This window comes from Mesorhizobium sp. WSM4833 (assembly GCF_055811095.1).
Genome location: NZ_JBVVQG010000007.1, coordinates 145,887 through 170,703 on the forward strand (window position 1 = coordinate 145,887; position 24,817 = coordinate 170,703).

A 24,817-nucleotide genomic window follows, 5' to 3' on the forward strand; every position below is an offset into this window, starting at 1 on the left:
CTTTCCGCAAATCCTGGCAATCGATGCTCCCGTTTGACGCGGGGCGCTCAGCCTAACGGAAACCCCTCTGCATGGATATATGTATGCCTGTATATGCACACGTTCGGCATCAATTGCCAGACTTGCCCGAATTCTTGCGCCAAGGCCTGATCTGCGTATTTTACCGGCGCTTCGCTTGCCTGGCGTCAGCCGCCGAAGCGCGGTTCCGCAACGCCCCTAACGCCAAGGCCTGATATGGCGAACAGGCTGCCGCGCAAAACGCCGTCGCCGGGAAAACGCGGCAGCGGCGGCTTGGCCATCGAGGTGACGTAGAGGGTGTCGAGCTTCGGTCCGCCGAACATGACGCTGGTGATCTTCTTGACCGGCATGTCGATGATGCGATCGATGCTGCCATCGGGCGCGTAGCGCACCAGCCTTCCGTCATAGACCAGCGCATTCCAGAGATAGCCCTCGGCGTCGACGGTCGAGCCGTCCGCCGCACCGCCTCGGCTGGTGTCGACGCGCACGAAGGTACGCCTGTTGGTGGCGGCACCGGTGGCGATATCGTAGTCGTAGGCCCATATCTCCCCGGTCCAGGTATCGGCGAAATAGAAGGTGCGGTCGTCGGGGCTCCAGCATGGACCGTTGGAGCAGATGATGCCGGAATCGATCCGGGTGACGGAGAAATCCGGATCGAGCCTGTAGAGACCGCCGGACGGCCCCTCTTCCATCGTATCCATGGAGCCGGCGAAGAAACGGCCGCGCCGGTCGACCTTGCCGTCGTTGAGCCGGTTCATCGGCTTGTCCGGCTCGGGATCGTGGATCAGCGTCACCTCGCCGGTGGCGAAATCGAGCAGATGGAAGCCGCGCTGCAGCGAGACGACAGCGCCGCCGCCGTCCTTGCGCAGCGCCATTGAGCCGATCTTCATCGGCACGTCCCATGACCGGATCTCGCGCCCGTCGGCGGTCGCCCGAAACACGCGCCCGTCGAAGCTGTCGATCCAGTAGAGTCGTTCCTGTTCGACGTCCCACAGCGGTCCTTCGCCCAGTGTGGTCTTCACGTCCACCACGACTTCGATCTTCATGCCGTCCTCCTCCGTTTTGCGTCTCGCGGCGATTGCTCGGGCAGCCTCAGAAAGCGACCTTGTCCCCGCCTTTCAATGACAGGATTTCGCGTGCCTCGTCGGGCGTCGCCACCTCCATGCCGAGCCCTTCGATGATCTTGCGGGCCAGCAAGACCTGCTCGGCGTTCGATTTGGCAAGCTTGCCCTTGCCCGCCCACAGACTGTCCTCCAGCCCGACGCGGATGTTGCCGCCAAGGGCCGCCGATTGCGCGGCGATGCGCAGTTGGCTGGCGCCGGCGCCCAGTACCGACCACCGGAACTGGTCGCCGAACAGCCGGTCGGCAGTGCGCTTCATATGGGCAACGTCTTCCGGATGCGTGCCGATGCCGCCGAGCAGCCCGAACACCGACTGCACGAAGAAAGGCGGCTTCACCAGCCCACGGTCGGCGAAGTGGGAAAGGTTGTACAGATGGGCGATGTCGTAGCACTCGAACTCGAAGCGCGTGCCGTTGTCGTAGCAGGTCGCCAGAATGTACTCGATGTCCTTGAATGAGTTGCGGAAGACGAGGTCGCGCGTCGCTTCCAGATGCGGCTTTTCCCAATCGAACTTGAAGGTCTCGTATTTGTCGGCCAAGTGATAGAGCCCGAAATTGATCGAGCCCATGTTGAGCGAGGCGACTTCCGGCTTGAACTGGGCGGCCGGGCGCACGCGCTCCTCGACCTTCATGTAGGGGCTGCCACCGGTGGTGATGTTGATGGCGGCGTTGGTGCCTTGCTTGACGCGCGGCAGGAAGCGGGCGAAGGCCTCCGGCGTCTGGTCGGGCTTGCCGGTTTCCGGATCGCGGGCATGCAGATGCAGGATCGCGGCACCGGCTTCCGCCGCCGCGATCGCCTCCGAAGCGATCTGGTCGGGCGTGATCGGCAGATAGGGCGACATGGTCGGCGTGTGGATGGCGCCCGTCACCGCGCAGGTGATGATGACCTTGCCCCTGGTCCGTGCAGGTCCCGGCTTGCGACTGGTTTGCGTCATTCTCCAAACTCCTGATCCGATTTTCTCTTGTGGGCGGCGAGCGCCATGAGCCGGCGGTCACGCCACACCTGCCGGTCGCCTAGGCTTTGCTGTGGCAGTCGCTTGCGGCGATCAGCCTCGACCGTGTCGATGACCTTGCCGGCCCAGTCGACGCGCCGCTGCGTCTGGGGAAAGATGTTGGAATAGATGCCCTGATAGCGCTCGACATAGTCGCGCACGCCGCCGGGTGCATTGAGATCGATGGTCTCGAACGGCCCCATGAACGACCAGCGCAGCGCCAGCCCGTCGCGGATGCCGATGTCGACATCCTCGACACTGGCGTAGCCATCGGCGACAAGCCGGAAAGCTTCCTCAAGCAATGCGCCTTGCAGGCGATTCATGATGAAGCCGTCAAGCTCGTGCTGCATGACCAGTGGCGCGTGGCCGGCGTCGACGAGGAAGGCGCGGGTTCTCTCGACCGTCTCGGCCGAGGTCCACGGCGCCGGCACGATTTCGGCCGCCGGAATGAGATAGGGTGGGTTGATCGGATGCACGACCAGGCAGCGCTGCCGCCCTTGCAGATGGTCGGTGAATTTCGACGGCAACAGCGCCGAGGTGGAACTGGCGATGACTGTTCGCGGATCGGCAAGCGTGTCGATCAAGGAGAACACCTTGCGCTTCACCTCGAGATTCTCGGGCGTGTTCTCCTGGATATGCACGGCACCTGCCAACGCCTCTTCAAGCTCGGCGACAACGGAGATACGGTCAAGAACCTCACCGGCTTGCTGTCCCCGCAGAAGATCGTTCGCGGCGAGATCGCCGAGCACGCCGGCAATGTAGTCGCGGGCTCCACCTGTGGCAGTGGGCGACTGGTCCCACATCCGCACGTCATGGCCGGCGCGGGCGAAGCTGATCGCCCAGGCCCGCCCGATGAACCCGCTTCCGACGATCGCGACATTGGCCATGGTTTGTTCCTCAAAGTGTTTCGACGTTGCCGTCGACGCCGAGCGACTGGCCGGAAATGTTGATCCCCGCATCGGAGAGCAGGAAGGCGACCATCGACGCGACATCATAGGGGCTGGTCATGCGACGCAGCGAGATGTTCTGGAGATAGCGCCCGGTCATCTCCTCGTGGCTGATACCGACCTGCTTGGCGCGCGCCGAGATAACACCTTCGATGCGGGGGCCCTCGATGATGCCGGGCAGGATGGCGTTGACCCTGATGGCGTGCGGCCCGAGCTCTTTGGCCAAGCTTTGCGTGAAACCGATGACACCGAACTTGGCCGCCGAATAGGGTGTGCGGAAGGCGTAGCCATGGCGGCCGGCGGCCGACGACATCGAGACGATCGAACCGCCGCCCGCCGCCTTGATCAGCGGCACCGCGCGCCGGGCGCACAGGAACTGGCCGGTCAGGCAGATGTCGATGCAGCGCCGCCAGTCCGCCGGATCGATCTCGTCGACACCGCCGGTCGGCCCGGCAATGCCGGCATTGTTGATCAGCGCATCGAGCCCGCCGAGTTTTTTCTCGACCGCCTCGAACAGACGGTCGACGTCGTCGTCGCGCGAGACGTCGGCCTTGACCGCCGCGACCAGGTCGATCTTGCTGGGAGCAGCGGCCAGCGCCTCGTCGGAAACGTCGCAGACGACGATGCGGGCGCCGAGGCGTGACAGCGTGTCGGCTATGGCAAACCCGATGCCGCCTGCGCCCGCCGTCACCAGCACGCGCTGGCCTTTCAGCCCGGTCAAAAATTCGTCCGCCGATGCCGGCGCCCTTGTGCTCATGGTCCTGTCCTTCTCATTGCAGCCGCCGTTCGCGCAGCGCCATGACGGCGCCCAGAACGACCAGTCCGTAAAGAATTGCCCTCGTGGCATAGGGAAGCGTGGTGCCGGCGAGCAGCATCTGCAGTGCCGTCAGCAACAACACGCCGCCGAGCATGCCGAGATAGTGGCCGCGCCCGCCGGTGATCAGCGCGCCGCCGACCACCACCACGGCGATCGACGGCAATAGATAGTCGTCGCCCATGCCGAGGCTCGCCTGACCCGAAAAGCCGGTCAGCATGACGCCGACAACAGCCGCGCAGACGGCCGAAAGCATGTAGACCAGGATCAGCGTGCGCTCGACGCCGATGCCCGACAAGCGCGCCGCGCGCAGCCCGTTGCCGATGCCGTAGACGCGCCTTCCGAACGGGGTGCGGCCAAGCAGGAGTACCGCTGCGACGACAAAGACGACCATCAGCAGCACGATTGGAGTCAGCAGGCCGGCGAGCTTGGCCGTCATGACCCAGCGCAGCATCGGCGAGGAAAACCCGGCCGGCGTTCCCTGCGAATAGAGCAGCGCACAGCCTTGCAGAATGCCGTTGGTGGCGAGCGTCATGACGATCGGCGAGATGCCGAGATAGACGATGCCGAAACCATTGGCGAAGCCGATGGCGCAGGCCATCACCAGGACGACCGGCAAGGCGTAGACAAGGGCGGCGTCGGAGCCGTTGACCATGCCCGCCAGGATGATGCCGGAGATGCCGATCGTCCACGGCACGGAGAGATCGAGGCCTCCGGTCAGGATGACGGTTCCCTGCCCGAGCGCCAGGACGGCTAGGAAGGACGATAGCACCAGCAGCGAATTCCAATAGCCCGGATTGAGGATCGCGCGGCCGAGCCAGATCTGGGTGACAAGCACGATGAGCAGCAGGCAGACATAGGCCGGCAGCGCATAGCGCAGCGTTTCCGCATTGCGCAGATGGAAGGCAGGGCGCGGCGATGCCGGACTGCGCTGGGCATGGGCTGGCTCGGCGATCTTGAGACGCCGGTCCACGCGCTCGAGCTGCGAGGGCAATATGCCGGCGCGCCAGGCGGCAAACCGGGCACGCGCGGCGCGCAGTTGCACGGCAAGCACCGATGCATGCGAGATCGAGCCGGCAAGTGCTGCCAGCACCAGAATGGTGCCTTCGGCGATGGTCGCATAATAGGCCGATACGTTGAGCACCAGCAGGATGTTCACCACGATCATCAGGATGTAGGCGCCGAAGACAGAGCCCACCGGACCGCCCTGCCCGCCACCGAGGCGCGTGCCGCCGACGACGACCGCCGCGAACATCGACAAGAGCAGCGGATTGCCGACCAGCGGATCGCCGCTGCCGGTCTGGGCGCTGATGAACACGCCGGCAAGGCCATAGCAGCCGCCGGCGATGACATAGACGGCAAAGCGCACCAGAACGACATTGATGCCGACGGAAGCGGCCGACTCCGGATCGCTGCCAAGCGCGTAGAGTGCTGTGCCGAAGCGGGTTCCCTTCAGCCAGAACCAGGCGAGCAGGACGACACCGATCACCACCAGCGGCATCGGCAGCCAGCCGGCGATCGCGTCGCCGAGATAGAAGGTGCCGAGATCGGGCGACACGAAGCCGCCGGGCTTGTCCATCACCAGCAGCGTGACGCCTTGCAGGATGAACATGGTCGACAGCGTCACCACGATCGGCTGCATGCGCAGCACCGCGATGAAGAAGCCGTTGAAGGCGCCCACCGCCATGCCGACGCCGATGCCGACGGTGGTCCACAGAAGGATGCTTGCGCCTGGCGCCATCGGATCCATGCTCGATGCCAGCACGGCATTGACCAGCGATATCACCGCGCCGGCGGACAGGTCGAAGCCGCCCGACAGGATCACGATCGTCTGGCCGATCGCCGCGAGCGCCGAGGTGGCGCCGCCGCTCGACAGGAACGACACATCGAAATAGGTCAGCGGCCCGGCGCTGATCCAGTCGACGACGAAGAGCAGGATCGCCAGGACGGCCGCGGCGATCAGCGCGCCGCGATTGCGCACCAGCGCACGGCGCAGTCCGAAGCCGCCGGGAACAGGGGATGAGGCTGCTGCGCTGCTCATGCGGCGGCTTCCCCGGCATGGCCGAGCGCCGGGCGCATGATGGCCGGTTCGGTGATGGCGTCGCCTTCGAGTTCGGCGGCGATGCGCCCGTCATAGAGGACCAGCACCCTGTCGCATTGGTGAACGAGTTCGGGGATCTCCGTCGAGTGCAGCAGGATCGAACCGCCCGAAGCCACGTAGTTTCGCATCATCACATAAAGCTCGTGCTTGGTGCCGACGTCGATGCCTCGGGTGGGATCGAACAACAGCAGGATGCGGCTCTGCGCCACCAGCCACTTGGCGATGGCGATCTTCTGCTGGTTGCCGCCGGAAAACGCACCGGCCCGCGTCCACAGCGCTCGGCGGTCGACCTCGACAGTGGCGAATGCCGCCTCGACGGAGCGGGTCTCGGCTTGCGCGTCGACAAGGCCTAGCCGTGTGAAGCGCGATATCACCGGCAGCGTGGCGTTCTGGCTGCCCGACAATTTCAGGAACAGGCCTTCGGATTTGCGGTCTTCCGGCACCAGGCCGATGGCCATGTTGGGGCGCAAGGCATCGGCCGGCGAACCGAGCCAGACCTTGCGGCCGTCGACGAGGATGTGGCCGCGCTCGATCTCGGCCATGCCAAAGCAGGCCAGGAACAGGTCCTGCTGGCCCATGCCTTGCAACCCGGCGACGCCGAGGATTTCGCCCTTGCGCAGATCGAAGCCGGCGCCGTCGAGCTTGCGTCCGACCTTGAGGTCGCGCACGCCCAGAACCGGCGGACCGAAGGCCTGGGCGCTGTCCGGCTTGGGCGGAAAGGTCTGCTCGATGCTGCGGCCGATGATCTTTTCGATGACGTCGGCATCCGAGACATCGGCGACCGGCGCGGTGACGATGTGGCGGCCGTTTCTCAGGATCGTCAGCGTGTCGCAAAAAGCGCGGACCTCGCGCATGCGGTGGGTGATGAAGACGATGGTGGTGCCTGCCGCCTTCAGCCTGGCGATGATGTCGCCCAGCCAGTCGACGTCGCGTCCGGCGAGCGTCGAGGTCGGTTCGTCGAGCAAAAGGATGCGCGGCTTGCGGTAGACGGCGCGCGCGATCTCGATCTTCTGGCGCACCGAAAGCTCGAGCTCGCTCACCTCGGCATCGAGATCGACGGAAAAACCGAGATCTTCGATATGGCGGCGGACGGCCTTGCGGGCGGCACCGCGGCGGATCAGGCCGGAGATGCCGACGGGGGCGTAAGGCAGCAGCATGTTGTCGAGCACGGAGAGATCGCGCACCAGGGTCATCTCCTGAAATGCTGTCTGCATGCCGAGCGCATGTGCTGCGCGCGGTGCGCCGTAAGCGATCTCCTTGCCGAAGACACGGACATGGCCTTGGCTCGGCCGGACCAGCCCGGACAGCAGCTTCACCAGTGTCGACTTGCCGGCTCCGTTTTCACCGAGCAGGGCATGGACGCTGCCGGGCGCGATCGCAAACGACACGCCGTCCAGCGCGACGGTCGGGCCGAACGCCTTGCTGATGCCGTCGATCTCGACGGCGGGGAGCTCGGAGTGTTCTGTCATTGTCCTCGATCGCCGGCTTGGCATGGATTGACGACGCACGGACAGTTGTCCGTGCATCGTCACACGGGCCTTGGGAGGCTTAGTTCTCCGGTTGTCCGACGAGGGCAGCATTAAGGCCGACCTCGGGTGTCTGGTCCGAGAAGATCGAGGCAAACCAGCCCGGATTGGAGACCAGCGACGGCTTGAAGGCGTTGCAGCCGGCCTTCATCTCCGCCCATGTGCCTTCGTCGCACAGCTTGATCGTCTCATTGGTAACGACCGGCAGCGGCAGGATGGTGGTCTTCGGCACGTCCTTGCCTTCGATCGCCTCGACGGCAAGCTTCAGCGCCAGCGCACCCGAATAAGGCGGCGAGGCATAGGAAATGCGTTGTGCGCCCGCCGGTGCATAAGGAGGAGCGGCACCTTCGACTTCGGTGCCCTCCGGCAGCATCTGGATGCGGCCGCCATTGGAACCTTCGCCGGCGCAAGGCAGGAGTTCGCTGGTCTTCTTGCCAGCCTCGAGCTGCATCGAGTTGGCGGTGAAGCAGCCGACCTGCATCCACAGTCCGTTGATGTCGTCCCAATTGCGGGTGGCCAGGATTTTCGAAAGTTCCGTGCGGGCGACCGCCTGGCTCCACATGCCGACAGCCTCGCCGACGATCTTGATATCAGGATACTTGGCGAAGACTTCCTTGGCGGCCTTTGTCCGCTGATCGTCAACGGATGTTCCCGGGACGCCCGTGATGGCGATGATGTTGCCCTTGCCGTTGAGCTTCTTGACCAGCCATTCGGCGGTCACCCTGCCCGCTTCCAGCTGGTCTATGTGGACGTTGTAGGCGCAAGGCTCGGTGATCTCGGCGTCGTACGCAAAGACCTTCACACCCTTGTCGCAGGCATTCTTGACGACCTGGTTGAGCGCGGTCGGCGAGATCGGATACACGACGATGGCTTCGGCGCCGCTTTGCACCATTGCGTTGATCTGCTGAATCTGGCGTTGCGCGTTGGGGCCAGCGACCTGGACCTGCAGGTCGACCTTGTCGGCCAGGCTCTTATGAGCGGCCATGGCCTTGACCATGTTGGCCGCCTCCGCCTGCCAATCATTGCCGATGTAGCTCATGCTGAGAAAGATCTTGTGCTTCTCGGCGGCCTGCGCGGCGGACAGGCCGAAGGCGCACGCAGCCATGCCGGCCAGCAGCGCGAGCCGCCGGACTTTCGATCCGATACCCATGTGGAACTCCTCCCAAACAGAACGACCGAATGCCTCCCAAGGGCACAAAACGTAAACCCTTGTCATTCGATGCCAGCGACCGTATCATGATTTGATCAAATATCAATGATGAAATCGTTTATATCAAAACTGGCCGTGTCAGCCGCTTGACGTGGCACCACGAACCTTGCATTCCGACACGACCACACAAGCAGGTGTCGCCCTCAGGCGGGAAGGTTGACAGGAGATGGCTGGATCGGCGTTCAGGAAGCCTGGTGTCGAGATCATTCCACTGTCCAAGGAAACTCTGCAGGACCGGGTCTACAATCAGGTCACCGAGTTGATCCTCGACGGCAGCATCGTGCCGGGCGAGATGGTCACGGTTCAGAGCCTCGCCGACGCCTTTGGCGTCAGTCCGATGCCGGTCAGGGAAGCGCTGCGGCGCCTGACGGCAGCCAACGCGCTGACGGTAGTATCCGGGCGCTCCATTGGTATTCCGGCGCTCAGCCGCGAGCGGCTCACCGATTTGCGAAATGTACGTTTTGAGATAGAGGCCATCGCCGCCGGCTGGGCCTCACAGAACCGCAGTGATGCGGACCTTGCGATTTTCGCGCGCGATCTGGACTCACTGGAACGCGCGAATGGCGCGGACGACGTAAAGGCCTATCTCAGGGCGAATTATACCTTCCACTTCGCAATCTACCGAGCAGCGGGATCCGAAACCCTGCTCAAGATCATCAAGGATCTATGGCTGCAGATCAGCCCCTATTTCAATATGCTGCATGGATCCTACTCGACCGCGAACACATACCATCAACAGATGTTTGCGGCCCTGCGCGACCGGGACGAGCAGGCAGTTCAGGCGGCGGTTCGCGGCGATATCGATGCGGCTTTCGACATGCTGGTCGATCTTTTGAAGTAGCGCCCGGCCCGACCTCCGACCCTTATCACATGCCTCCTATTTCTGGGGATGGCAGAGCAGCGCTCATGCGCACTCAGCGGGCAAGCGCGGGCTTCTTCTGGTGATCTAGAGGTCATATCCCGAGCGCGCCATCCATTGTTCTCGTGCTGGAGCTTGCCGGCGGCAGCCGATGACGCGGCGAACGCATCGCATGGTCATTATCGGATTGCCAAAATCTGGTAGCGTGATTATACCAGTTGATCAGTTGACGACGGGTGATACCGTCCGCTGAGATCAGGAGTAGTGACCAAATGACAACGATTGCGCTGTTCGGTGCCGGTGGGAAAATGGGCTACCGCCTGTCGACCAATTTTCGCGGGTCGCCCTACACAATACGCCATGTCGAGGTCAGCGATGCCGGCAAGGAGCGCCTGAAGACCGGGCTGGGTTTCGATGCGGTTAGCGCCGACGAAGCGCTCAAGGGCGCCGATGTGGTGATCCTGGCCGTTCCCGACACGCATATCGGCAAGGTGGCGAGCAGCATCGAGAGCAAGCTGGCGCCGGGCACCATGGTGGTGGTGCTCGACGCGGCGGCACCCTTCGCCGGCCACCTGCCGAATCGACCGGACCTCACCTATTTCGTCACCCACCCCTGCCATCCGCCGATCTTCAACGACGAAACAGACATGGCGGCAAAGAAGGACTATTTCGGCGGCGTCAAGGCCAAGCAGCATATGGTCAGCGCCTTGATGCAGGGGCCGGAAGAGGATTACGCCAAGGGCGAGGCGATCGCGAAGATCATCTGGGCGCCGGTCATGCGTTCGCACCGCGTCAGCGTCGAACAGATGGCGCTGCTGGAACCCGGGCTTTCGGAGACGGTGTGCGCCTCGTTGCTGGTGGTCATGAAGGAAGCCGTCGACGAGGTCGTGGCACGCGGCGTCGACCAGCAGGCGGCGCTCGATTTCCTGCTCGGCCATATGAACGTGCTGGGCGCCGTCATTTTCGGCGAGACCAAGGGCGTTTTCTCGGATGCCTGCAACAAGGCGATCGAGTTCGGCAAGCCGGTGCTGATGCGGGACGACTGGAAGCGCGTGTTCGAGCCGGAAGAGATCGCCGCCAGCATTCAGCGTATCACCTGAAGAGGAGAGGCGCTGCCGCAGCGACGTCGCCGTACCGTTGCGACGCTCGGCATCGTAGCTCATCAGGTACATATCACCTGGATTCGTGGTTGACTCATCATACCAGTTGGCTTAGCTGTTCATGGCTCGGATCGACAGGGTTTTCGCAGGAGTACGATGCCTGGGCGAGTGGAGGATGGCTGGGGAGCAACGATCCGTGGAGGGGAAGCCGGCAAACGGCTCTTTAGCCCGAAAGCGATCCGCCGCCCGCGCCGCCTGACGAATTCGGATGCCGACAGATGCTTTGGGTTACCAAGGCAATTTTTCAAACGGGAGGACTTCATGAAACTTACACGCAGAATGACGCTTGCGGCTTTCGCCGGCATGCTGGCGCTTGGCACGGCCGCGCCCGCCTACGCGGCGGATCTCATCGCCATCATCACGCCCTCGCACGACAATCCGTTCTTCAAGGCGGAAGCCGTCGGCGCCGAAGCCAAGGCCAAGGAACTCGGCTACGAGGCGCTGGTGCTGGTCCATGACGACGACGCCAACAAGCAGTCCGAGCTGATCGACACCGCGATCGGCCGCGGCGCCAAGGCGATCATCCTCGACAATGCCGGCGCCGACGCCACCGTCGCCGCGGTACAGAAGGCCAAGGACGCAGGCATTCCGTCCTTCCTGATCGACCGCGAGATCAACGCCACCGGCGTCGCCGTCGCGCAGATCGTCTCCAACAACTACCAGGGCGCCCAGCTCGGCGCGCAGGAATTCGTCAAGCTGATGGGCGAGAAGGGCAATTTCGTCGAGCTGGTCGGCAAGGAATCCGACACCAATGCCGGCATTCGTTCCAAGGGCTATCACGACGTCATCGACGACTATCCGGACCTGAAGATGGTCGCCCAGCAGTCGGCCAACTGGAGCCAGACGGAAGCCTATTCCAAGATGGAATCGATCCTGCAGGCCAACCCCGACATCAAGGGCGTGATCTCCGGCAACGATACGATGGCGATGGGCGCCTATGCGGCACTTGCCGCGGCGAACCGCAAGGATGTCATCGTCGTCGGCTTCGACGGATCGAACGATGTTCGCGACTCCATCACCTCGGGCGGCATCAAGGCAACGGTGCTGCAGCCCGCCTTCGCGCAGGCGCAGATGGCGGTCGAGCAGGCCAACGACTTCATCAAGAACAAGAAGTCGCCGGCCAAGGAAAAGCAATTGATGGACTGCGTTCTGGTCAATGGCGACAATGCCGCCAAGCTGGAGACCTTCGCGCTGACGAACTGAGCCAGCGTGATTTGAATAGCGAGGGGCGAACCCAGGATCGCCCCTCGCCGCCATTTTCCGTGGGCCGCCCACGATGCTGAACGACAGGCCGCCATGCTGAACACCAAGCCGAACTGGCCGATCCTTACCGTGATGGTCGGCATCAGCCTGACCGCCTGCAAGATCCTGCCGACGAAATCGGACGACGGCAACAACGCTGCCACCTTCAATCCAGACAAGATGGTCGAAGAGATATGGGCGGCAAAGGTCGTGCCCTATCTCCAGCAGAAAGCCGGACCGTTTGCGCAGGTTCACACACTGGCGACAACCGACCCAGCGGCTGCCGGCGCCAAATACGGCAATCCGAACAAGCAGGCGAATTCGCCTTGGACTTTCGCGGTTCGGCTGGAAGGCAAGATTATCGCGGCCAACACACAGTCGCGTGCGGCAACGGTCGACGTCGATGTCGACGGCGACGGCAAAGCCGATGCACGGGTGCAGATCGGACCGGCGGTGCGCGGTACCGCGCTGCGCGACAGCCTGGACTTCATCCAGTTCAACGACTTCACCAACCAGATCGACTTCGCCCAGTTCGGCAAGGCTTTCAACGCTTATGCCGACAAGACGGTGCTGTCGAAGCTGCCGCGCGAGGCGCTGGAAGGCCGCAGTGCCAAGGTGCTCGGCGCCTATACGCTGGGGAGCGGCCAGGACCTGCCGCTGGTGACGCCGGCGGAGGCAGAGATCGGGCCGAAGCCATGAGCGCGATCGCGGAGCGCGAAATCATTCTGAAGCTCGAGGACGTCTCCAAGGTCTATTCCGGCACCGTTGCGGTCAAGCGCGCCAATTTCGAGGTGCGCAAGGGCGCGGTCAACGTGCTGGTCGGCGAAAACGGCGCCGGCAAGTCGACGCTGATGAAGATCATCGCCGGTGTCGAACGGCCGACCGCCGGCCGCATCCTGCTGGAAGGCGAAGAGGTTTCCTTCTCGTCATCCGGTGATGCGGTGAACCGTGGCATCGGCATGGTGTTCCAGGAGCTGAACCTGTTCGGCAATATGAGCGTCGCCGAGAATATTTTCGCCACCCGAGAAATCACCAACCGCTTCGGCAAAATCGACCACGCGCAACAGGAAAACCGCGCTGCGGAATTTCTGGAACGCCTACAGGCCGGCATCCGGCCCGACATGCTGGTCGAGGATCTGCGCATCGGCCAGCAGCAGCTGGTCGAGATCGCCAAGGCGGTTTCGCTCGATGCACGCATCCTGATCATGGACGAGCCGACCTCGGCGCTGAGTGCAGCGGAAGTCGAGATCCTGTTCAAGGTGATCGCCGACCTCAAGGCGCGCGGCGTGGCCATCGTCTACATTTCGCACCGGCTCGAAGAGCTGATCCGCATCGGCGACTACATCACCGTGCTGCGTGACGGCCGCATCACCGGCCAGGAAGAGATGAAGAACGTCGACACGCAGTGGATCGTTCGCCAGATGATCGGCTCCGACGCCAAGGACTTCGCCAAGGCCGACGGCCATCTTCCGGGCGAAGAGATTTTTCGTGCCGAGGAGATCTGCCTGCCTCGTGCCATCGGCGGACTTGCCGTCGACCATGTCTCGTTGTCGCTGCGTGCCGGCGAGATCCTCGGCATATACGGCTTGATGGGCGCCGGGCGCAGCGAACTGTTCGACTGCATCATGGGCCGCCACGGCCATTCGACCGGCGACATCTTCATTGGCGGTAGAAAGGTCAAGGAGCGCGATACGACGCGGCGCATCCGGCGCGGGCTAGCGCTAATCCCCGAGGATCGCCAGCGCGAAGGGCTTGTCTCGATCCTTTCGGTCGCCAGCAATTTGACGCTGGCCAGCCTGTCGCGCTTTGCCCGCCTGTTCCACATCCGTGGCGCCGACGAAAGGCAGGCGGTGACGCAGGTGGTGCGGGAGTTGGCGATCAGGGTCGCCGACCCGGCGCAAGAGGTGTCGTCGCTGTCGGGCGGCAACCAGCAGAAGGTGGTGATCGGCAAGGCGCTGCTCACCGAACCCAAGGTGCTGTTGATGGACGAGCCCAGCCGAGGCATCGATGTCGGCGCCAAGGCCGACGTCTTCCGCACCATGCGCAAACTGTCCCGCGACGGTTTGGGGATTTTGTTCGCCACCTCCGATCTCGATGAGGTGATGGCGCTGTCGGACCGCATCGCAGTGATGAGCAACGGAAAACTGACCGGCATGTTCGACCGCACTGAGGCGACGGAGGCGGCACTCGTCGCCGCATCGGCGCTTGGCCACGGACCAGCCCCACATACGGAGAGCACCGCCCATGACTGACATCCCAGCCAAAGCGGCCGCTCCCTCCGCTTCCAGCGGCTCGGTGCTGCTGACAGTTATGAAGCTCAGGACCTTCATTGCGCTGATCGCCGTGCTGATCTTCTTCTCGATCGCGGCGCCGAATTTCCTGTCGACCGCCAATCTGATCCTGATGTCGAAGCACGTGGCGCTGAATGCGTTCCTGGCGATGGGCATGACCTTCGTCATTATCACCGGCGGCATCGACCTTTCGGTCGGTTCGATCGTCGGCCTGTGCGGTATGGTGGCCGGGTATCTCGTGCTCAACGGCATCGACCTGCAGATCGGCTACACCATCTATTTCAACGTCTTTGAGATCGCGCTGATCACGCTTGCCGTCGGCATATTGATCGGCGCCGTCAACGGCTTGCTGATCACCAGGCTAAACGTCGCGCCGTTCATCGCCACGCTCGGCGTGCTCTATGTCGCGCGCGGCCTGGCGCTGCTGTCGTCGGATGGCCGCACCTTTCCCAACCTCGTCGGCAAGCCGGAGCTTGGCACCACCGGCTTCGGCTTCCTCGGTGCCGGTCGGCTGCTTGGCTTGCCGGTGGCGATCTGGATCCTCATCGTCGTTGCACTGGGAGCCGCCTATCTCGCCAAGTACACGCCACTCGGTCGCCATATCTTCGCCGTCGGCGGCAATGAACGGGCGTCGCGGATTTCGGGCGTCCGGGTCAACATGGTCAAGATGTTCGTCTATATGTTCTCCGGTTTCTGCGCGGCGATCGTCGGCCTGATCATCTCGTCCGAGCTGATGGCCTCGCATCCGGCGACGGGCGAAAGCTTCGAGCTCAACGCCATTGCGGCGGCAGTGCTCGGCGGCACTTCGATGTCGGGCGGCCGCGGTACGATCGGCGGCACCATCGTGGGCGCCTTCGTCATCGGCATCCTTTCGGACGGGTTGGTGATGATGGGCGTGAGTTCGTTCTGGCAGATGGTGATCAAGGGCCTCGTCATCATCGTCGCCGTCGTCGTCGACCAGGCACAGCGCCGGCTTCAGCAACGTGTCACCTTGATGCAGATGGCAAAGGCAGGCTGAGCATGGCGGAACTGCGGGGAGCGCTGATCGGCTGCGGCTTCTTTGCCGTCAACCAGATGCATGCCTGGCGCGACATAGCGGGCGCCTCGATCATCGCCATCTGCGACCGTGACCCGGAACGGTTGCGGATCGTCGGTGACCAGTTCGGCATTGCGAAGCGCTATACCGATGCGGCGGAACTATTTGCCGGCGAAAGCCTGGACTTCGTCGATATCGCCACCACCGCGCCCAGCCATCGTCCGCTTGTCGAAATGGCGGCCGCCCACCGCGTTCCGGTGATCTGCCAAAAGCCGTTCGCGCCGACGCTTGCCGACGCAAAGGCGATGGTCAAGGCATGCGCGGAAGCCGGCGTTCCGCTGATGGTGCATGAGAATTTTCGCTGGCAGTCACCTGTCCAGGCGGTGCGGACCGTGCTCGATAGCGGCGAGATCGGCACGCCCTTCTTCGGGCGTATCTCCTTCCGCTCGGCCTATGACGTGTTTTCCGGTCAGCCCTATCTGGCGACGGGAAAGCGCTTCATCATCGAGGACCTCGGTATCCATATCCTCGATATCGCCCGTTTCCTGCTCGGCGACGTCTCGACCATCACGACACGAATCGCCCGCATCAATCCCGCCATTGCGGGCGAGGATGTGGCGACCATGCTGATGGACCACAAGAGCGGCGCAACCTCCGTGGTCGACTGCAGCTACGCGACGAAGCTCGCCACCGAGCCGTTTCCCGAAACGCTGATCGAGATCGATGGCAGCGACGGCACGATCCGGCTGGCGCAGGGATACCGGCTGACCGTCACCGGCAAGAGCGGCACGGCCGTCACCGACGTCTCGCCGCCGCTGCTGGCCTGGGCGTCGCGGCCCTGGCACAACATCCAGGAAAGCGTCGTCGCCATCCAGCAGCACTGGGTAGACTGCCTGGCAAAGGGCGTACAACCGGCGACCTCGGGCGCGGACAATCTCAAGACGTTCGCGCTGGTCGAGTCCGCCTATGCTGGGGCCGCGAGCCGGCAACCGGTGCAACTCGACGCCTCGCTGAAATGACCGCCGATACCTTCCTCCTTTACGGCACGCGCGTGGTCGAGGCCGAGCCGGTCAGGCTCAGCGCAGGCGCGCTCAGCGCCGACTTCGTCAACGGCAATCTGCGCACCATTCGGCATGGCGGCACCGAAGTGCTACGCGCCATCGCCTATATCGTGCGTGACCGCGACTGGGGCACCTATGAGCCAAATTTGATGGACCTGGTGATCGAGCAGGGTGCCGACGCTTTTTCGGTCAGCTATTCGGCAAGCTGCCTGGCCCCCGATGGAAACCGGCTCGGCTTCCGCGCCACCATCAAAGGCTCTGCCGACGGCCGTCTGGTCTTCGACGTCAGCGCCCTTCCCGAAAACGATTTCGAAACCAACCGCTGCGGCTTCTGTATCCTGCACCCGATCGCCGACCTCGCCGGTAGCCCGGTCATGGTCGAGCACACAGACGGCAGCGTGGTGGCGACGAAACTTCCCCAGCTGATCGACCCCTGGCAGCCTTTCAAGGATATCCGCGCCATCTCCCATCAGATTCGGCCTGGTGTCACCGCTGAGTGCCGGATGGAAGGCGATACTTTCGAAATGGAGGACCAGCGCAACTGGTCGGACGCCTCCTACAAGACCTATGTGCGGCCGCTGGTGCTGCCGTGGCCGTATGTGCTGCCTGCCGGCCAGCCCCTGAGCCAGACGATCAGCCTGCGCATCGCAGGTGAAGGCAAAGCGCCGGCTGCCGCAGTGGCCAGCGAACCGGTCAGGGTCGAACTCGGCGAGGCGGGAGCAAGGCTGCCCGATGTCGGCGTGGTCATCTATCCCGAGGATGTCGAGACGGCGCTGGCGAACCTCTCCACGCTGGCGGCACTCGGCCCACAACAGCTGCTGTTTCACCACGATCCGACGCGCGGCCACGGGCTCGATGCCTTGCGCGCTTTCGCCCGGCTCGCAACTGCCTACGCAGCCGAAACAACCCTTGAATGCGTCGTTGTCTGCGCTGGCGATCTTGACGCCGAGCTGTCCGGCGTCGCCGACCTGGTTCGCCGGGCCGGGCTAAAACTCTCGGCCATTGCCGTGTCGCCGTCGGTCGACCGGCAGTCGACACCGCCGGGCAGCGCGTGGCCGGAATGCCCGCCGCTCGACGACATTTATGCCGCAGCGCGGCGGGCATTCCCCGACATCCGCCTCGGCGGCGGCATGTTCAGCTATTTCACCGAACTCAACCGCAAGCGCGTCCCGGCAGACCAGCTCGATTTCGTCACCCATTGCACCTGCCCGATCGTGCACGCCGCCGACGATCTCAGCGTCATGCAGTCGCTGGAGGCGCTGCCTTTCATCACCCAATCGGCACGGGCAATCTTCGGGGCAAAACCCTACCGGATCGGACCATCGACGATTGCCATGCGCCAGAACCCTTATGGCGGAGCGACCAAACCCAATCCCGGCGGACAGCGCATTGCCATGGCCGACAGCGATCCGCGCCATGCCGGCCAGTTCGCGGCGGCTTGGACGATCGGCTATGCCGCGCGCGTCGCAGCCGCTGGGCTGGAACAGCTCACGCTCTCCAGCTTCACCGGACCGTTCGGCGTGCTGGCGTCATCCGGAGAACCCGTCGCGGAAGGATCGCCCCGGCCGCTCTTCAGAGCCATCAAGGGGCTTTGCGAACTGGCCGGCCTTGCGCATGTGGCCGCAGGGACGAGCGATGAGACCAAGGTGCTGGCGCTGGCTGGACGCTCGGCCTCGGGCGACACTGTCGTGTGGCTGGCGAACCTGACGGCGGACGACGTGCAAGTCGACATTTCAGCTTTTGGCCGAGGCCATCTCGTGATGACGCCTTACGAGATCGTCCGGATCGACTGACGTTATTTTTCGGAGTTCATCACATAGAGCGCGCGCGAGCGTTCGAGATGCTTGATCATCGCCTTCTCGGCGCCATCGGCATCCTTCTTCTCGATGCGGCCGATGATCTCTTCGTGCTCGGTGAGCGTGAACTTTTCCTTGCCGGTCCAGATCAGCATTTCGGTGTGGTATTCCTTCAGCCAGCCGAGCATCGCCTCGCTGACGGCGACATAGATCGGGTTGCCGGAGATCGCGGCGATCTGTGTATGGAACTTCATGTCGGCGGAGATGAAGGCTTCGGAATCGCCGCGAAAGCCGCGCTGTTCGGCAACGGTGGCCCGCAGCCGCAGCACATCCTCGGCGGTGGCCTTTTCGGCGGCTTCCCTGACCATGCCACGCTCGAAGAAGATGCGCGCGGTCTTCAGGTGCTCCAGCGTGTCTTTCGATGACGACAGGATGATCTTGGCGGCGCCGTCGACCTGCTTGATGATCGACTTGGCGGTGAGTTGCAGCACCTTGGCGCGTTCGCCATGCGAGATCGCAACCAGCCCCATATTGCTCAGCGCCTGCATCGCCTCGCGGATCGCGGGGCGGCCGACCTCGAAGCGCTCCATCAGCTCGCGCTCCGAGGGCATGTCGTCGCCTGGCATCAGCTCGCCGCTGGTGATCAGGCGCTTCAGCCGCAAGAAGACCTCATCGGAAAGCTTGCGCCGGACAATCGGTTCCGAACGGTTCATCGCCGCGAATCACTCCCTTGACCCGGCCCTATCTAACACTGCCGCCACAATTCCCGGAATTGCCGTCTGTCGATCCCGCTGCCGGATATGACTTGCAATACTTATGTACTCATTATACCAGATTTGAAACACCAGTGAACCTTTTTCGAACGCCTCGGCTTGAGACAGCGGACCATGATCACGCTCACCTACCGCATCGAAACGCCTGGAAGCATCGAAGCGCTGGCGGCCAAGATCGCCAGCGATCAGTCGACCGGCACCTTCGTAGCGCTGCCCGGCGAGACCGAGGAACTGAAGGCCCGGGTGGCGGCGCGTGTGCTGGCGATTCGGCCTCTGCCCGATGCCGAGCGGCCGTCGCTTCCCAATGACGGTAAGGGGCCGTTCAGGCGCGCCGATGTCGACATCGCCTTTCCGTTCGATGCCATCGGCACCGACCTTTCGGCGCTGATGACGATCGCCATCGGCGGCACCTATTCGATCAAGGGCCTCACCGGGATTCGCGTCATCGACATGAAGCTGCCGGAGGATTTTTGCGGCGTACATCCTGGCCCACAGTTCGGGGTCGCCGGCAGCCGCCGGCTGACCAATGTGACTGACCGCCCGATCATCGGCACGATCGTCAAGCCGGCGCTAGGATTGCGGCCGCACGAGACGGCGGCAATGGTGGCGGAACTGATCGCCGCCGGCGTCGACTTCATCAAGGATGACGAGAAGCTGATGAGCCCGGCCTATTCGCCCCTGTCGGAACGGGTGAAGGCAATCATGCCGCTGATCCTCGATCACGAGCAGAAGACCGGCAAGAAGGTGATGTATGCCTTCGGCATTTCGCACGCCGATCCCGACGAGATGATGCGCAACCACGATCTGGTGGCGAAGGCCGGCGGCAATTGTGCTGTTATCAACATCAATTCGATCGGCTTTGGCGGCATGGCATTCCTGAGAAAACGCTCCGGCCTGGTGCTGCATGCTCATCGCAACGGCTGGGACATCCTCACCCGTCACCCCGGCCTCGGCATGGACTTCAAGGTCTGGCAGCAATTCTGGCGACTGCTCGGCGTCGACCAGTTCCAGATCAACGGCATCGCCTCGAAATACTGGGAGCCGGATGACTCTTTCGTCGAATCCTTCAAGGCGGTGACGACGCCGATCTTTTCGGCTGGGGACTGCGCATTACCGGTGGCAGGTTCCGGCCAGTGGGGCGGTCAGGCGCCCGAGACATATGCACGAACCGGCCGGACCGTGGATCTTCTCTATCTCTGCGGCGGCGGCATCGTCAGCCATCCGGACGGACCGGGCGCCGGCGTACGTGCCGTGCAGCAAGCCTGGCAATCGGCGGTCGACGGCATTCCGCTGGCCGACTTCGCCTTGAACCATCCCGAACTGGCGCGGTCGATCGAAAAATTCGGCGACGGCAAGGCAGCCTGAGACGATGCAGGACCTGCTTCTCAGCTATTATGGCGACGACCTGACCGGCTCGACCGATGTCATGGAGGCGCTCGAGCTCGGTGGCGTGCCGACCGTGCTGTTCATGCGCCAGCCGGACGCGGCCCTGCTGTCCCGGTTTGGCCATTGCCGGGCGATAGGGCTGGCCGGCACCAGCCGCAGTGAGACGCCGCAATGGATGGACACGCATCTGCGCGATGCCTTCGCCTGGCTGAAGACGCTTAACGCCGAGATTTGCCACTACAAGGTCTGCTCGACCTTCGATTCCAGCCCGACGATCGGCAGCATCGGCCGAGCCATCGAGGTCGGCCGCTCGGTGTTCGCGCAGGATAGCGTGCCGCTGCTGGTCGGCGCGCCGCAGCTCAAGCGCTATACCGCTTTCGGCCATCTGTTCGCGGCCTATCGCGACCAATATTTCCGCATTGATCGCCACCCGGTGATGAGCCGTCACCCGACGACGCCAATGGATGAGTCCGATCTGCTGATCCATCTGTCGCGGCAGACGGCGCTGAGCTCCGGGCTGGTCGATCTTGCGACGCTGCAGTCGGCATCGCGGTCGGCGGCGTTCGATCGCCTGACCGGAAACGGCACCGCCATCGTGCTTGTCGATGTCGACAGTCTGGAGACGCAGGTTTTGGCCGGCAAGGAACTGTGGCGCGTTCGCAAGCCCGGCGGTTCTTTTGTCGTCGGCTCGTCCGGTGTCGAATATGCGCTGCTGGCCGAATGGACGTCGAATGGCGTCGTCAGCGCTGGGCCAGGCTTCACACCGCCGGGCGCTGCCGAGCGGATAGCCGTCGTGTCGGGCAGTTGCTCGCCGACCACCGAACGACAGATCCGGCATGCCCTGACCGACGGTTTCGACGGCATCGAGGTCGATCCGGTCGAACTGGTTTCGGAGGCCTCGCAGCAGGCGATCACGCGCGCAACGGCAAGCGGCCGTGCCAGTCTGCAAGCCGGGCGCAGCGTCATCCTCTACACCGCGCTTGGCCCCACTGCCGACAGGGGCGCCGAAATCGACCGGGAGGAAGGCGCCCGCCACAGGCTTGGCCGCGGCCTCGGAGAAATCCTTCGCAACCTGACGGTGGAACAGAGCCTGCGTCGCGTGGTCATTGCAGGCGGCGACACGTCGAGCCACGCACTCGGCGAGACGGGCGTCGATGCCCTGACAATTCGCATGCCGCTGCCCGCTTCGCCGGGTTCCCCGCTTTGCGTTGCCCACTCGCGCGTCAAGGCGATCGACGGACTGGAGGTCGCGCTCAAGGGCGGCCAGGTCGGGACCGATCGCTATTTCTCAGCCATCCGCGACGGCCTCGGCGGTTGAAACAGCCAGCGCCTGCGTCCAGGTGTTGGCCGTGGGAACATCTCAGCGCGCGAAATACGCCTTGCCGGGTGGAAATCCCGGTAACACCCGGTATTATCTGCGAAAATGCCGAAGTCGGGAGGATGCCGGGTGCAGACCAAGAAGATCATCAACGATGGCAACCGCGCCGTCGACGAGATGCTGGAAGGCATCCTGGCAGCGCATCCCCGCCATCTCAAAAGCGTGGACGGCAGTCCACGCTCCATCGTCGCCCGCGACGGGCCGCGCCAGGGCAAGGTGGGCCTGGTCATCGGCGGCGGCTCGGGCCACGAGCCGAGCTTTCTCGGCTTTGTCGGCAAGGGCTTGGCTGACGCTGCGGCCATCGGCAATGTCTTTGCCTCGCCGCCGCCGGACCCGATCCTCGAATGTGCCAAGGCGGTCAGCGGCGGCGCCGGCGTGCTGTTCATGTACGGCAATTATGCCGGCGACGTGATGAATTTCGACATGGCGGCCGAGATGGCGGCGATGGACGACATCGAGGTGCGCACGGTGCTGAGCACCGACGACGTCGCCTCGGCACCGCGCGACCAGCGGCACAAGAGGCGCGGCGTCGCCGGCAATTTCTTCATCTTCAAGGCGGCCGGCGCCGCCTGCGACCGGATGTTGTCGTTCGACGAATGCGAGCGCATCGCCGGCAAGGCCAACGACCACACCTTCACCATGGGCGTGGCGCTGTCGCCCTGTTCGCTGCCGCAGACCCGCCGGCCAAATTTCGAGATCGGGCCGGACGAGATGGAGATCGGCATGGGCATCCACGGCGAGCCCGGCATCGCACGCGAAAAGTTGAAAACAGCCGATGAGATCACCGACGAGATGCTGGACAGGATCCTCGACGAGATGGCGCCGGCGCGCGGCGACAAGGTCGCGGTGCTCGTCAATTCGCTGGGCTCAACGCCGCTGATGGAACTCTACATCATGAACCGGCGCGTGAAGCAGAGGCTTGATGAGATCGGTGTGTCCATCCACGCAAGCTGGGTCGGCAATTACTGCACCTCGCTCGAAATGGCCGGGGCCTCGATCACGCTGCATCGGCTGGACGGCGAGTTGCAGACGATGCTGGACCACCCCTGCGACTGCGCCATGTTTCGCGCCGGCTAAACCCACTCTGTGGCAAGGACTAAGACATGACGACAATCGATACTGCCCGCCTTGTCACGATGTTCGCGGCGATCGCAAACTCCATGTCAGCAGACAGGGACAGGCTGTGCGCGCTTGACGGGGTTATCGGTGACGCCGACCACGGCATCGCGATGGAGCTTGGATTTTCCGCTGCGCGCGATGCGGTGGCCGGACTGGACACCGCGGCGACCGATCCGACCACCTTGCTGAACACGGCGGCAAAGTCGTTCCTGAATGCGGTCGGCGCCTCCTCCGGTCCGCTCTATGCGACCGCGCTCATGCGCGCCGCGGCAGCCGTCAAGGGCAAGACGGCGCTCGACGACGCGGATGTGGTCGCCCTGTTCCAGGCCATGGCCAACGGCATTCAGGATCGCGGCAAGGCAGAGCTTGGCGAAAAGACGATGATCGATGCATGGGCGCCGGCGGGGCAAGCGGCGGGCGAAGCGCTGGCCTCAGGCAAGGATCTGGCCGCCAGTCTCAAGGCCGCCGCCCAGGCGGCAGAGACAGGCGCGGAAGCGACCAAAGCGATGGTGGCCACCAAGGGCCGGGCATCACGCCTCGGCGAACGTTCGCTTGGCCATATGGATCCGGGCGCTGCGTCCGCCGTCACCGTGATCGAGGCGATGCGGACCGCCTTGACCGACTGATCATCAGCGGACTTGCCGCGTCTTTCAGCGCTTGGCGTCGAGCTTGTCGACGGCCTGCACGTTCGCGGCAGATGGGCCATTCGGATCAAACTCGGAGGCAAGCCATGCGTCGGCGATCGATTTCGCCAGTTCGGGACCGATGACGCGGGCGCCCATGGTGATGATCTGGGCGTTGTTGGACTTGGCGGCGCGCTCCGCGGAATAGGTATCGTGGGTCAACGCGGCGCGAATGCCCGGCACCTTGTTGGCAGAGATGCTGACGCCGATGCCGGTGCCACAAAACAGGATGGCCCGGTCGTAGTTGCCGTCGAGAATTTCGTGGCCAACCGAGGCGGCGATATCGGCGTAGAAGCCGGCCTGGCTCAGGTCGACGACCTGCAACTCCGGCTTGGTGGCGAGATGCTTGGCGATGACATCGAGCAGCGGCTTGCCGGCGCTGTCGGCTCCGAGTGCGATCTTCATGATGATGAACTCCTTTGCTTTTGTCTCTGTCTCTTTGATTTGACGCAATTCCGGACGGAAAACCGCTTCACACTTTCCCGGAATTGCTCGCGCGGTTAGCGCGCGATGGCGGCCGACGCCTTTTTCAGAATGTCGATATAGCCTTCCGCTTGCCACGCCGAGCGGCCGATGAACAGGCCATCAATATGCGGCTGGCCGATAAGTTCGGCCGCGTTGCCGGGGTTGACGCTGCCGCCGTAAAGCACAGGCGGGGCAGCCGGCAGCCGGTCAGCGGCTACCTGCTTGATCAGCGCTTGCTGCTTGTCGGCATAGTCGGCGCTTGCGGGAATGCCCTTCTCCCCGATCGCCCAGACAGGCTCGTAGGCAAAGAGGATTTCCGCCTTCGGTTGATCGCCGCTCAGCTCCTGCAGCGCGCCGAGAACCTGTGCCGTCAGCACCGCCTCGGCGCGGCCTGATTCACGCTCGTCCAGCGTCTCGCCGACGCAGATCAGTGGCACGAAACCGTGCCTGACGGCAGCTGCCGTTTTCAGTCCGACAGTCGCATCCGTCTCGCCGAAATGCTCCCGGCGCTCGCTATGGCCGAGTTCGATTACATCCAGCCCGCAGTCTTTCAACATCACTGGCGAAATCTCTCCCGTCCACGCGCCGGCATCGGCCCAATGCATGTTCTGGGCACCTACCTTCACGCGGGTGTTGGCCAGTGCCGCCTTGACCTGGCGCGCGGCGGTGAACGGCGGAATGACGAAAGGCTGTATCGCCTGATCGAAACCAGGCACGAAGGCGGCCAACGCATCGGCGAACAGCAACGCCTCGGCAAGCGTCTTGTTCATCTTCCAGCTCGTGCCGACCCAATATGGGGCCATTGTTTTTCTCCTTCGATACTCTTGCGGCCGAAGCCGG

At 63.6% G+C, this 24,817-nt stretch carries 22 protein-coding genes; 12 read left to right on the forward strand and 10 right to left on the reverse strand.

Translation table 11 applies throughout. The annotated features are described in order from the left end of the window. Window positions 1-185: 185 nt before the first annotated feature. The 7 genes from AC0L2D_RS15965 to AC0L2D_RS15995 all read right to left on the reverse strand — a co-directional run bounded on the left by AC0L2D_RS15965 (window position 186) and on the right by AC0L2D_RS15995 (window position 8,668). On the reverse strand, window positions 186-1,064 hold the full coding sequence (locus tag AC0L2D_RS15965) for an SMP-30/gluconolactonase/LRE family protein (protein ID WP_013533046.1): 879 nt from the start codon (window positions 1,062-1,064) through the stop codon (window positions 186-188). A 46-nt stretch (window positions 1,065-1,110) separates the two neighbouring features. Then, entirely contained in the window at window positions 1,111-2,073 is a 963-nt protein-coding gene (gene kce, locus AC0L2D_RS15970; RefSeq protein ID WP_013533047.1) for a 3,5-dioxohexanoate:acetyl-CoA acetone transferase, read from the reverse strand. Continuing rightward, the gene (locus AC0L2D_RS15975) at window positions 2,070-3,017 is read right to left on the reverse strand and encodes a 3-hydroxyacyl-CoA dehydrogenase (RefSeq protein ID WP_027163936.1); all 948 of its coding nucleotides are present in this window, start codon (window positions 3,015-3,017) and stop codon (window positions 2,070-2,072) included. The genes kce and AC0L2D_RS15975 overlap by 4 nt, the downstream gene beginning before the upstream one ends. Before the next feature lie 10 nt (window positions 3,018-3,027). Then, the gene (locus AC0L2D_RS15980; protein WP_084016157.1) at window positions 3,028-3,834 is read right to left on the reverse strand and encodes an SDR family oxidoreductase; all 807 of its coding nucleotides are present in this window, start codon (window positions 3,832-3,834) and stop codon (window positions 3,028-3,030) included. A gap of 13 nt (window positions 3,835-3,847) precedes the next feature. Next, entirely contained in the window at window positions 3,848-5,932 is a 2,085-nt protein-coding gene (locus tag AC0L2D_RS15985) for an ABC transporter permease subunit (RefSeq protein ID WP_473541512.1), read from the reverse strand. Continuing rightward, window positions 5,929-7,461 carry a sugar ABC transporter ATP-binding protein gene (locus tag AC0L2D_RS15990; RefSeq protein ID WP_224675629.1) on the reverse strand — a complete coding sequence of 511 codons (1,533 nt, stop codon included), beginning with the start codon at window positions 7,459-7,461 and terminating at the stop codon, window positions 5,929-5,931. The genes AC0L2D_RS15985 and AC0L2D_RS15990 overlap by 4 nt, the downstream gene beginning before the upstream one ends. A gap of 79 nt (window positions 7,462-7,540) precedes the next feature. Beyond that, the gene (locus tag AC0L2D_RS15995) at window positions 7,541-8,668 is read right to left on the reverse strand and encodes a sugar ABC transporter substrate-binding protein (protein WP_013533052.1); all 1,128 of its coding nucleotides are present in this window, start codon (window positions 8,666-8,668) and stop codon (window positions 7,541-7,543) included. A 226-nt stretch (window positions 8,669-8,894) separates the two neighbouring features. Here AC0L2D_RS15995 and AC0L2D_RS16000 point away from each other — a divergent pair, with 226 nt between their 5' ends. From AC0L2D_RS16000 to apnL, 8 genes are all read left to right on the forward strand, one after another. Then, complete coding sequence (locus AC0L2D_RS16000; protein ID WP_013533053.1) at window positions 8,895-9,569, forward strand: GntR family transcriptional regulator; 675 nt, start codon at window positions 8,895-8,897, stop codon at window positions 9,567-9,569. Window positions 9,570-9,859: 290 nt separating this feature from the next. After that, on the forward strand, window positions 9,860-10,687 hold the full coding sequence (locus tag AC0L2D_RS16005) for a phosphogluconate dehydrogenase C-terminal domain-containing protein (protein WP_024502460.1): 828 nt from the start codon (window positions 9,860-9,862) through the stop codon (window positions 10,685-10,687). A 321-nt stretch (window positions 10,688-11,008) separates the two neighbouring features. Next, window positions 11,009-11,950, forward strand: a complete 942-nt coding sequence (locus AC0L2D_RS16010) for a D-ribose ABC transporter substrate-binding protein (protein ID WP_224675630.1) — start codon at window positions 11,009-11,011, stop codon at window positions 11,948-11,950. A gap of 93 nt (window positions 11,951-12,043) precedes the next feature. Next, a complete protein-coding gene (locus tag AC0L2D_RS16015; protein ID WP_027163941.1) occupies window positions 12,044-12,688 on the forward strand; it encodes a DUF2291 family protein in 645 nt (214 codons plus the stop codon). After that, the gene (locus AC0L2D_RS16020) at window positions 12,685-14,241 is read left to right on the forward strand and encodes a sugar ABC transporter ATP-binding protein (RefSeq protein WP_473541513.1); all 1,557 of its coding nucleotides are present in this window, start codon (window positions 12,685-12,687) and stop codon (window positions 14,239-14,241) included. Before AC0L2D_RS16015 ends, AC0L2D_RS16020 begins: the two co-directional genes overlap by 4 nt. Beyond that, a complete protein-coding gene (locus AC0L2D_RS16025) occupies window positions 14,234-15,298 on the forward strand; it encodes an ABC transporter permease (RefSeq protein WP_024502456.1) in 1,065 nt (354 codons plus the stop codon). Before AC0L2D_RS16020 ends, AC0L2D_RS16025 begins: the two co-directional genes overlap by 8 nt. Before the next feature lie 2 nt (window positions 15,299-15,300). Continuing rightward, window positions 15,301-16,335 (forward strand): Gfo/Idh/MocA family protein, encoded by a 1,035-nt coding sequence (locus tag AC0L2D_RS16030; protein ID WP_473541514.1) that lies wholly within the window; start codon window positions 15,301-15,303, stop codon window positions 16,333-16,335. Continuing rightward, window positions 16,332-18,170, forward strand: coding sequence for a D-apionate lactonase (gene apnL / locus AC0L2D_RS16035; RefSeq protein WP_473541515.1), 1,839 nt, complete (start codon window positions 16,332-16,334; stop codon window positions 18,168-18,170). The genes AC0L2D_RS16030 and apnL overlap by 4 nt, the downstream gene beginning before the upstream one ends. 2 nt (window positions 18,171-18,172) lie before the next feature. Here apnL and AC0L2D_RS16040 read toward each other — a convergent pair whose 3' ends face one another. After that, window positions 18,173-18,886, reverse strand: coding sequence for a transcriptional regulator NanR (locus tag AC0L2D_RS16040; protein ID WP_063167520.1), 714 nt, complete (start codon window positions 18,884-18,886; stop codon window positions 18,173-18,175). 174 nt (window positions 18,887-19,060) lie between these two features. Here AC0L2D_RS16040 and oiaX point away from each other — a divergent pair, with 174 nt between their 5' ends. The 4 genes from oiaX (at window position 19,061) to dhaL (ending at window position 23,455) form a co-directional block, all read left to right on the forward strand. Beyond that, window positions 19,061-20,311 carry a 3-oxo-isoapionate-4-phosphate decarboxylase OiaX gene (gene oiaX, locus AC0L2D_RS16045; RefSeq protein WP_473541516.1) on the forward strand — a complete coding sequence of 417 codons (1,251 nt, stop codon included), beginning with the start codon at window positions 19,061-19,063 and terminating at the stop codon, window positions 20,309-20,311. A gap of 4 nt (window positions 20,312-20,315) precedes the next feature. Next, on the forward strand, window positions 20,316-21,650 hold the full coding sequence (locus AC0L2D_RS16050; RefSeq protein WP_027163946.1) for a four-carbon acid sugar kinase family protein: 1,335 nt from the start codon (window positions 20,316-20,318) through the stop codon (window positions 21,648-21,650). Between the two features lie 129 nt (window positions 21,651-21,779). Then, window positions 21,780-22,787, forward strand: a complete 1,008-nt coding sequence (locus tag AC0L2D_RS16055) for a dihydroxyacetone kinase subunit DhaK (protein WP_027163947.1) — start codon at window positions 21,780-21,782, stop codon at window positions 22,785-22,787. Window positions 22,788-22,813: 26 nt separating this feature from the next. Beyond that, window positions 22,814-23,455: a dihydroxyacetone kinase subunit DhaL gene (dhaL, locus tag AC0L2D_RS16060; protein WP_473541517.1), complete on the forward strand. Its 642-nt coding sequence runs from the start codon at window positions 22,814-22,816 to the stop codon at window positions 23,453-23,455. Between the two features lie 24 nt (window positions 23,456-23,479). Here the strand turns inward: dhaL and derI are convergent, their stop codons facing one another. Together derI and AC0L2D_RS16070 are read right to left on the reverse strand one after the other, a co-directional pair. Next, the gene (derI, locus tag AC0L2D_RS16065; protein ID WP_024502451.1) at window positions 23,480-23,917 is read right to left on the reverse strand and encodes a D-erythrulose-4-phosphate isomerase; all 438 of its coding nucleotides are present in this window, start codon (window positions 23,915-23,917) and stop codon (window positions 23,480-23,482) included. A gap of 95 nt (window positions 23,918-24,012) precedes the next feature. Further along, the gene (locus AC0L2D_RS16070) at window positions 24,013-24,780 is read right to left on the reverse strand and encodes a triose-phosphate isomerase (protein ID WP_013533068.1); all 768 of its coding nucleotides are present in this window, start codon (window positions 24,778-24,780) and stop codon (window positions 24,013-24,015) included. Between the last annotated feature and the right edge of the window lie 37 nt (window positions 24,781-24,817).